Here is a 412-nt window from a genome sequence, read left to right on the forward strand (position 1 = left end):
TTGAGTTTTCCTCATCACTGTATGGCATCCCGACACCGGCCTCGTCAGCCTGCTCGAAGATAGAAATAGAAAGTGGAGTTTGTTGCTGTAGAAGCGAGAATAAGGTGTAGATCCCCGTAGGCCCGGCACCCACAATAGCAATTTTTTTCATTGTTACTTACCTGTACGCATTCTTTCGAATTTAGTGTTATCAGATAAGTTTGGTTGAGATTTTTAGAATTTGAGAAATTTCAGACAGGGATGAAAAGGGCGCTAACCGCCCTTGATTAAATTCTGTCAGGCGAGTTTTGCCTGATTGATTTGACTCAGTGGCTCATTGACATCGAAAACTTTGGCGACAACTTCCTCAACGCCGAGATTTTTCAGTCGGGCAGTGTGTTTTTCCAGATAGGCAAGGGCGCTTTTTTCATCA

At 43.7% G+C, this 412-nt stretch carries 2 protein-coding genes; both read right to left on the bottom strand.

Annotated elements, in window-relative coordinates; all coding sequences use genetic code 11:
* Nucleotides 1-151, bottom strand: a 151-nt coding sequence (locus EIZ58_RS35310; protein WP_205672457.1) for an FAD/NAD(P)-binding protein, incomplete at its 3' end; no start/stop codon positions are given.
* A gap of 125 nt (nt 152-276) precedes the next feature.
* Nucleotides 277-412, bottom strand: a 136-nt coding sequence (locus EIZ58_RS35315; RefSeq protein ID WP_205672459.1) for a YdhR family protein, incomplete at its 5' end; no start/stop codon positions are given.

The sequence above is a fragment of the Ammoniphilus sp. YIM 78166 genome (assembly GCF_004522215.1).
GTDB lineage: Bacteria > Bacillota > Bacilli > Aneurinibacillales > RAOX-1 > YIM-78166.